The sequence below is a fragment of the Reyranella sp. genome, from assembly GCF_004297405.1.
GTDB lineage: Bacteria > Pseudomonadota > Alphaproteobacteria > Reyranellales > Reyranellaceae > Reyranella.
Genome location: NZ_SCVC01000026.1, coordinates 19,203 through 27,020, shown reverse-complemented (window position 1 = coordinate 27,020; position 7,818 = coordinate 19,203). Strand labels below are relative to the sequence as shown.

At 58.9% G+C, this 7,818-nt stretch carries 9 protein-coding genes; 5 read left to right on the top strand and 4 right to left on the bottom strand.

Annotation, left to right across the window (positions count from 1 at the left end):
• Positions 1-988: 988 nt before the first annotated feature.
• Entirely contained in the window at positions 989-1,210 is a 222-nt protein-coding gene (locus EPO50_RS16770; protein ID WP_296346052.1) for a hypothetical protein, read from the top strand.
• A gap of 121 nt (positions 1,211-1,331) precedes the next feature.
• Here the strand turns inward: EPO50_RS16770 and EPO50_RS16765 are convergent, their stop codons facing one another.
• The 4 genes from EPO50_RS16765 to EPO50_RS16750 are packed head-to-tail and all read right to left on the bottom strand — an operon-like array spanning position 1,332 to position 5,318.
• Positions 1,332-2,870, bottom strand: coding sequence for an SAVED domain-containing protein (locus EPO50_RS16765; protein WP_296346051.1), 1,539 nt, complete (start codon positions 2,868-2,870; stop codon positions 1,332-1,334).
• A 10-nt stretch (positions 2,871-2,880) separates the two neighbouring features.
• Positions 2,881-3,828 carry an AAA family ATPase gene (locus tag EPO50_RS16760; RefSeq protein ID WP_296346049.1) on the bottom strand — a complete coding sequence of 316 codons (948 nt, stop codon included), beginning with the start codon at positions 3,826-3,828 and terminating at the stop codon, positions 2,881-2,883.
• Positions 3,828-4,343 carry a hypothetical protein gene (locus EPO50_RS16755; protein ID WP_296346046.1) on the bottom strand — a complete coding sequence of 172 codons (516 nt, stop codon included), beginning with the start codon at positions 4,341-4,343 and terminating at the stop codon, positions 3,828-3,830. The genes EPO50_RS16760 and EPO50_RS16755 overlap by 1 nt, the downstream gene beginning before the upstream one ends.
• Before the next feature lie 9 nt (positions 4,344-4,352).
• A complete protein-coding gene (locus EPO50_RS16750) occupies positions 4,353-5,318 on the bottom strand; it encodes a CBASS oligonucleotide cyclase (protein WP_296346043.1) in 966 nt (321 codons plus the stop codon).
• A 159-nt stretch (positions 5,319-5,477) separates the two neighbouring features.
• On the opposite strand from EPO50_RS16750, the gene EPO50_RS16745 reads away from it, so the two are divergent.
• From EPO50_RS16745 to EPO50_RS16730, 4 genes are read left to right on the top strand one after another with little or no spacing between them, the layout of a single operon-like run.
• On the top strand, positions 5,478-5,690 hold the full coding sequence (locus tag EPO50_RS16745) for a transcriptional regulator (protein ID WP_367268047.1): 213 nt from the start codon (positions 5,478-5,480) through the stop codon (positions 5,688-5,690).
• Positions 5,687-6,307 (top strand): GNAT family N-acetyltransferase, encoded by a 621-nt coding sequence (locus tag EPO50_RS16740; protein WP_296346040.1) that lies wholly within the window; start codon positions 5,687-5,689, stop codon positions 6,305-6,307. Before EPO50_RS16745 ends, EPO50_RS16740 begins: the two co-directional genes overlap by 4 nt.
• A gap of 5 nt (positions 6,308-6,312) precedes the next feature.
• Complete coding sequence (locus tag EPO50_RS16735) at positions 6,313-6,813, top strand: helix-turn-helix transcriptional regulator (RefSeq protein ID WP_296346038.1); 501 nt, start codon at positions 6,313-6,315, stop codon at positions 6,811-6,813.
• Complete coding sequence (locus EPO50_RS16730; protein ID WP_296346036.1) at positions 6,810-7,742, top strand: DUF955 domain-containing protein; 933 nt, start codon at positions 6,810-6,812, stop codon at positions 7,740-7,742. The genes EPO50_RS16735 and EPO50_RS16730 overlap by 4 nt, the downstream gene beginning before the upstream one ends.
• Positions 7,743-7,818 lie beyond the last annotated feature (76 nt).

Below are 7,818 nucleotides of genomic sequence, written 5' to 3'. Positions count from 1 at the left end.
TATGGTGTATCGAGATGTTTCCGAAGCCTTTTGGAAGATTGGCGATCGCGCGCGCGCTGTAGCTGTATTTAACGAAGGTCGTGCCGCAGGCGGAGATGTATGGCTCTTCACGAGTTCCGCTGCACAATTATCCGCTCAAGAGGAAGCGCCTCTACCTTAGCGGCGTTGACGCGAACTCGCTCTCGGCGCCTGGAAGTTTCAGCGTGTTTTGACAGTGGGCTCCATTCGGGAGCCAGTCACCTCGCGACCAGCGCGCGATAACGTGACGGGCTGATAGCCGTTGCCTAGTTTGGAGCTCTTGGGAGATTCTGGTGCATTCATCTTTGCATCTGCAAAGGAGCGAGAATTCATGCACACATGAATTCGGAAGACGTGGCTTGCCCTAAGGGGAGTTTGCCGAAACCGGGGAAGCAGTCGATCCGTCAACGCTCCTTGTTCATGCCGGTGGCCAAGGGCTGTTGGACGCACAGCATTGGGGTACGGCGGCAACCACTGCCCCACCGATGCCTGCTTGAAGATCGGCGGTGACTTGGAGTGCCGGCGTCGGTGAAGATGAATGGGTCGCTTCGACTGTTTGAAGCTTCATCGTGAGACGCCGCCCCGCCTGCAGCGACTCGAGTCGGGCCCACGCACTCAAGACAGTTATGTCCGATTGGTGGTCCATGCGGCGCTCGATAGCGGGGCGGCGCGTCTTCAAGGGAGACCCTAGCCGGAGCTTCGACTTGGTCACTGATAGCCAAAGCAACTTATGGCTTTTGTACTGTTTCACACTCGGTGGTGTTTTTGCACTGACCGCTTGGCGACGCGGCTCTGCTCCCTACTGGCCATTGTCGCAAAGAGGGGGCAAGACTTGTGTGGATCCCACCGCTGGAAAAGTTGTGAATGCCAATATATGCACCCATTGTGCTATTTATGTTGATCTCCGTGTTGCCTCAGGCAGGATGCTCGACCGTTAGAGAGCGAACTGTAGCATCAGGAGTTTGGGCGCATGGCTCATCAAGTGACGTTGGATATCTCAACCAAATTTGTACTGCACAAGGACGTAGAAATCGAAGTCAAGAAGGACGGTTCCAAGCTCGGCACGCTTCTAATTAGCAAGGGAAACATTGAGTGGGTGCCGGCGCGGAATTCGGTCAACAGAAAGCGGCTGTCTTGGCAACGATTTGCCGCCATGATGGAGAAAAATGGCACTGACGTGCGTGCGCCCTAGGCCGCTGAAATGGCCACGTCGAATTGGTGATTCGCCATCACTTTTCAGGTTGGCACGACTAGGGCCATACTTCCGCGCAGCCACCGAGAGGGAGCGTGACTAAGGGCGGATTGGGAGCGTCTCAAGCATCCTTCGCCGAAGTGTGCGCCAGTGGCAAAGTGAGCGCCGGTGCATAAGACCGATCTCGTCCGCCCTCAAAATCGAATTCGTATAGGCGAACTGGGCCAAGGACCGCTTGGCGCTGACCGAGAAAGAAAGTGAAAGCATTGGGCGCTGCAATGAAGAGGTGTATGCGGCCTGAGCAATCAGCCCTTGCGACACGGACCGCACTGGTCGCCGCGTCAGAGAGCTCGAATGCGTGGCGGCCGCAAGCAACCGATTGAGCGCCGAAGCCTGTGCTCGGTCTCAAGTTCAATAGCCGGCCTACGTTGGGAAGGTGCCCGTCGCAGTACCGGCGCACGTCAGCCGAAATGTCATGCGTCAGGCCGATTGCGACAGCCAAATCCGGCTGATCCTGACGAAGCACTACAGCTTCAGCGGCGAGGGTCGGCCAGCTTGGATCGGAGATCATATCATCGGCGGCCCAGAGGCGTCGGCCTGTACTGCGCTGTTCCAGCTCGACCTGACGGCCAGACTTGATGTTGATAATCGAACCGGCGGCAAAGGCGAGCGTGACGTGTGCATCGAGTGCAAGTCGCAGCCGCGGTTCATCCTTAGCTGCCGCGAGAAGGAAAGACCGGAGCGCAGGATATAGCGTGGTTTCCCAATCGGTATCACTGCGGATGTAACGCTCATCAAACGATGGGATCAGATCGAGGACCGCATGACAACGCTCCTCGAGCCGATCAAGGGGGTGCTCAAACGATTTTACACCATAAACGCGTTGCCCACCTTGGGCTGGACCGATCAGCTCCTCGCGCGCGCAGATGGTGCGAAAGCTAGCACGGTCAAACTCGAGGCGGCCTCGCGCCATCCATTGGAATACGACGTCATCATAGGGAAACGCGCTCTGGTTTGCAGCGATTCGACGCAAGCCAACGAAGCCGAACAAGACGTCAAGGTGCTCTCGAAGGCCATCGAGCGTATCGGTGGCCTCACCGAAGGCGAGAGTCCGTGCCAGAAGTCGAAGCTCCGTTTCGCCAATGCCGAGGTGCTCGCGCCAAGCCTTGCGCACCATGCCCGCTCTACTGTTATCCGTCACGGAGCCGTAAAGGCGCTCGAGCCGGATCGCACCGGAGCGATTGCCCACCATCTCACGTAGCGGATCATTTCGATCGAGCCGCCAATTGGTCAGCAGCTTGAACCGCACGCCGCTTCCCTGGGGGGCATAAGCGAGCTGCGCATCGCGCGCTCGCTGCAAGAGCGAGCGGGCATTGGCGTTGATGAACTCCGGATCAACGAGATGCGCGTACCCATAGCTATCTGGTGTCACATGCCATTTGCACTGTATGTGCTCGCGGCGCAGCGGGTCACTATGCTGATCGAGCGCGCTTCGCGCTGGATCATACTCGACCCAGATATCATCGAAGCCCTTCGGTCCGGTTTCGAAGCCGACTCGTATGATCGGGCTTTCGGGATCGAGCAATCGGGCCGCGTGCAGCCAGAAAAGACGCGCCTGAAAGGTATCACCGTCGCGTCGGACAGTCACCGCCTGAGTCATGACCGCTTCCTCATGCCGGCTTCTCGCCGTCGCGGAAAGGGGGCGTCGGGATAATGGAGCGTGCAATCTCTACGGCACGTGCGCCGTCTACTGCCCGTGAAGGATATGCGTCCAGCACGATGGCAGGCAGGAGCCGTTGCGTGAGGTCCGAGAAGGTGAAACCATAGTCACGAACACCGCGGTGCGGCCCGGTGGTTGCGACGAGAGCGTCGATGTGATGGCGGCCGAGGCCAATAGGCTCCAGACTGCTGGACAGGACGTAACGGCGTTGCTCCTCGCCGGGGCGGGCGAAGCTCAACACATCAGCCGCTCGCCTCCGTACTGCCGGGTCGAGCGCGCTCAGCCGATTCGTGCACATGAGCACGGCAGCCGGAAGCTTGGCGTTGGCGATGCGGTCAATGCCACGGATGAACGCATTCACCCCGGCCCGGTCCTCGTGGTGCATCTGTGCCGCCTCACGCGACTGGGCGAGCGCGTCGGCTTCATCGACGAGAAGAATCACTGCTCCACGCGCCTTGCCGGAAGCGGGCTTCAATTTGGTCGCCTCGATCACCGTGTAGTCGAAGGCGGCCGAGAGGAGCTGCGTCATCTCGCCGACTCGGCCCTGGCCGCGGGTCGAGAGGCTCAGCGGTAGAAGGGTAATGTCGATTTTCTCCTGCCGCGCAACAGCATCCCCAATCGTCTCGGCAAGTTCCGTCTTACCTGAACCGACGTCCCCCGCGAGCACCACCAGCGGCGGCCGGCGCAGAATCGTATCCAAAAGCGCCTGGGCTCCCGGATGATGCCGCTGCGCCCAATCCGTGAGACCACCTGGATTGACGAGAAGGCCGAGGATCTTGGCAAGGCGACTCTTCTGGTCATCCAGGCCCACTAGACGGGCAAGCCGCGCCTGCGGTTCGAAGTCGGGATAGGTGAGGCGACGCTCGAAGAGTTCGCTGAGGGTGGGCTTGGTGTTCATCAAAAGCTCCGAACGCTGGCACGGTCGAGCGCTCGACCACCGGATGAATAAGTGCGGTCACCGGCGAAATAACCAGTGATTCCTGGTTCCGGCGCTCCGCTCCGCGAGAACGGAAGCGCTCTCTCAAAGGCGGTGCGCTCGGTCTCGGTCAACTGGAACCAAGCGGAGGTGTAGGTCATATAGCTGTAGAAGGTGGCGCCGCTGATATTTGCTCCGGGACGGACGCGACCGGGATCGTCATCGTTGGCCGATGCGCCGGCAAGATCACGAGCAATGTAGCGCAACGTCGGCTCGATCCAGTTGCCGTCTCTCTTGAAACCATACGTGACAGTCTCCAGATAGCCGGCCTTGATCAACTCAGTCGCCTCGGCTTCGAGCTCCGCGATCTTGGTGTCGGACGGGCTGTTGTAGAAGCGTTGCATGCGCTTGAGATCAGTTGCGACCTTGGCCGCCATGTGCCGAGCATGGGTTACCGAAAAGGTTGAGCTTTCCGTGTAGCTGGAGCTGTAGGACATTTGTCGACCTCACGCTTGGAAGGAGGAGCCGAAGACCTTCTGCCAATAGCCGACGGTCAGTTGTTTGGTGGGGGCGGCAAGTGCCGCGTCGATGGCGTCTCCGGCCTCGAGAGCCGCTTCGACGATCGCGTCGGCGTTCTTTGTGGTGTAAAGGTGCGCCACGTTGTTGGTGGCGTTCACCGGATCGATGATCTGCACCGTGTCGGAGAACGTACCCACCGATGCGATGGGGTAGTAATCACTGAACACGATCCGCTGCCGGAAATTGGTCCGGGCGATGTAGGTGAAGAAGTGCTGGAGCGCCTCCGGATAGTCGGAGAAATCCAGGCCGTCGTCGCAGATCTTTGCGAGGATCATCTCGATCATGAAAGACTTGAAGCGGAAGCCGTCGCGCTCCTGCTTCATGCGGCGGGCCCAGAACTTCACAAGCCGGACCACCTGCGCGAAATGCTTCTCTTGGGCGCGTCTGCGCTTCGCAGCGAAATCCAGATGGAGCGGAATGCTCGTCTTCAGAAAAGAACCGTCATCCTGGCTGACGAGGTTCCCGTACCATTGCGGGTCGCCGTTATAGAGGATCGGCACCACGTCCACGTCGAGCCCAGTCCCACGGAATGAGACCGTGACCGAGTATGTCTGTGGCTGCACTTGGTCGGGACTAAAGTTTGGGAACGCCTTGCGAAGCCGCTCGGCCAAATAGTTGAGCAGCGCCTGCACGTCATCGGGTGCGTCCGCGCCGCTGACATAACAAGCGACATCGATGTCATTGAGGGAGCGAAGTGCCGTTCCTTTTGCGAGGCTGCCCGAGAGCAGCATCTTCTTCAGGGTGAAATCTGGATGTTCGTCAAGATAGCCGTCGAGCTTCTCGCGCAAGCGGCGCGCTTGCGCCCGATATTCATCCGCCTTGTCCTTCGGCAGGTTCACTTTGTCTTGCGCGAATGCGGCGATCTCATCGTGACTGACGTGTTGCCGGCCCATATCTCACTCCCTGTTGGCCGGCGGCCCGGGGGCGGCGGCGTCTTGAAGGAAGGATATAGTAGCTAGAAAATGGCTATTCAATATGATGTGGGACAGCTATTTTACGTTGACAGAAGCCCATATTCTGCCTATATGCTGCGCTCAACGACGGAGGATGAGATGGTGGCGAAGCGGACGATGACGCTGAACCTCACCGACGCCGAGATGAGGGTTTTGGACGAATTGTCAGTCCGGAAGGACATCACCAAGACCGCCGTGCTCCGGCAGGCTCTGCGCCTCTACCAGACGATCGACGCTCGGGTCGACAAGGGCGAGAAGCTCTTGTTTGAGAACGAGGCGACAAAGGAAAAGGCGGAGCTGATGCTTCTATGACGACCGATGTCTCGACGATCTATCTTCTCGACGTCGCGACCGGGGGGAGTATCGAAGCCGAGTTGCGAGATGCGATCGAGCAAGCGCAACTCGACGATTGGCAGGTGAAGTGGCAGCCTGCCTTGCTAGCGGTGCTGCAGGATCTCGCTCGCAACGGCGTACCAATGTCGCAATGGCCACAAAGCTGGCACTGGAATTGGGCGCAGAAGACGGCCCAAGTGCAGGGATTGTTGGCTTTCCGCGGGTTCAGCGTCGTCGCTTGTGGCGAGACGCAAGGTCTGGCGCAAGTCGACCTGAGGAAGGCGGGCAGGGAGCCGAGCCAAGTGGGTAAGCCCCTAGTCTATCTTGACTATCTTGAAGTGGCGCCTTGGAATCGGCCGGAGCTTGGACCAGCCCCCCGCATGCGTGGCGTGGGCTCGGCGCTGATAACGGCCGCCGTCGCATTGAGTGTTGATGAAGGCTTTAAGGGGCGGTTGGGACTTCATTCGCTACCCCAGGCCGATGCCTTCTACCGCAAGATTGGAATGACCGACCTTGGACAGGATTCAGCATATCAGAACTTGAGTTACTTCGAGATGACCGTCGAGCAGGCTCGTGCGTTTCTTGAAGAGGAGTGAGGACGATGAAACTTGAACGCAGCAAAGATTGGTGGATGGCTCAGGCACGTCGTGAAGGCGGCGCTGTCATCGGCGCCGGCCTGCTCGCGTTCGACCCCGTGCCGGAAGAGCATGGATCGGGTGCGCAGAGCGCGGCAGCGGAGGAAACCCGTATAGCCTTCGGCAAATTCGTGAATCTAATGCGCCGCCGCCGCGGCTTCTCGATAGAACAATTGGCTCAGGCGGCCGACCTTGATGCGAGCGAGTTACTCGTAATCGAGGACCACAACCACTACGTTCCGGAACCGCGAACCATATTCAAGCTGGCGGAGACCTTTGAGGTATCGCAGAGGCGATTGATGCAGCTTGCCGGATTGACGGCAGCGAACGATGCCGGCTTTCGACAGGAAGCCGTAAGATTCGCCGCGCGTTCTGAGTCTGTGCAGAAGTTAACCTTAGAGGAAAGCTCTGCACTTGAAGCGTTTGTCGCTGTTCTGAGCGACCGAGAGCCTAAGCGAGTGAAGTGAGAAACGTTAGTCTCGGATATAGAACTGTCGCTGATATCGACGGACAGATCGCCAAAGTCCTGCGTGGCTTGGGCAACCCTGAACCACCCATCGACCTGCGCGTCGTCCGGGATCTGCTGAAGCTCGACCGCGGATACTACAGCACAACAGACGACAGTCTTCTGCGCGAAACCTTCTCGCGCATGAAGGTCGCCGGCCTTCAGGTTCTCTTGCGTCCAACGATCTTGGGCGATGCGGTGCGGAGCCTCAGCTTGAAAGCCTTGTACCTGCCGGACCAGAAGCGAATCCTACTCGACCAAGACCTGCCGCCCCTAAAACATCGGTGGAACGAAGCGCACGAGATCGGCCACGACATCATCCCATGGCATGCCGGAATGATGTTGGGTGACACCGAGCAGACACTAACACCAGCCTGCCATGAGATCATGGAGGCGGAAGCGAACTACGCGGCGGGGCAGATACTGTTCCTCGCTGATCGTTTTGTAGCAGAGGCAACCGCCTCGGCGCCAAGTCTTGCTCTTGTGCGGAACCTGAGCAAAGGGTTTGGTAATACGATGACGTCGACGCTCTGGAGGTTCGTCGAGCAGGCACATGGCGGCCGGCCAATTGTCGCCTTAGTCACTGGCCACCCACATCCGGCGCGACGCAAGGCCGATTTTGATGCTGCCAAACCATGCCGTTACTGTGTGGAATCGTTCCCCTTTCGAGAGAGCTTTGGCAGCCTCAAGGAAACGGACTTGTTTGCAGCGATCGTTGGCTACTGCGGCTCGCAGAGCGGCGGAAGTCTCGGCCAAAGCGAGATAATCCTGCTTGATCGCAATGGAGACTCACACCTGTTCGGCTTCGAGACATTTTTCAACCGTCACGAGGCACTGACCCTCGGACTATGGTTGAAGCCCCACAATCGAGGGACGGCCGTTCAGAGCTAGTAGTGAGGGCGGCAGGTATACGCCTGACGCAGTTCGGGCGACCCTTCGACAAGGCGCTTCTGCGTCGCCACCGAGA

Bases quoted from the DNA above. Each gene is read 5' to 3' on its own strand.
- EPO50_RS16755 (WP_296346046.1), bottom strand. From the start codon at position 4,343: ATGTCCTACAGCTCCAGCTACACGGAAAGCTCAACCTTTTCGGTAACC.
- EPO50_RS16750 (WP_296346043.1), bottom strand. From the start codon at position 5,318: ATGGGCCGGCAACACGTCAGTCACGATGAGATCGCCGCATTCGCGCAA.
- EPO50_RS16770 (WP_296346052.1), top strand. From the start codon at position 989: ATGGCTCATCAAGTGACGTTGGATATCTCAACCAAATTTGTACTGCAC.
- EPO50_RS16745 (WP_367268047.1), top strand. From the start codon at position 5,478: ATGGTGGCGAAGCGGACGATGACGCTGAACCTCACCGACGCCGAGATG.
- EPO50_RS16760 (WP_296346049.1), bottom strand. From the start codon at position 3,828: ATGAACACCAAGCCCACCCTCAGCGAACTCTTCGAGCGTCGCCTCACC.
- EPO50_RS16740 (WP_296346040.1), top strand. From the start codon at position 5,687: ATGACGACCGATGTCTCGACGATCTATCTTCTCGACGTCGCGACCGGG.
- EPO50_RS16765 (WP_296346051.1), bottom strand. From the start codon at position 2,870: ATGACTCAGGCGGTGACTGTCCGACGCGACGGTGATACCTTTCAGGCG.
- EPO50_RS16735 (WP_296346038.1), top strand. From the start codon at position 6,313: ATGAAACTTGAACGCAGCAAAGATTGGTGGATGGCTCAGGCACGTCGT.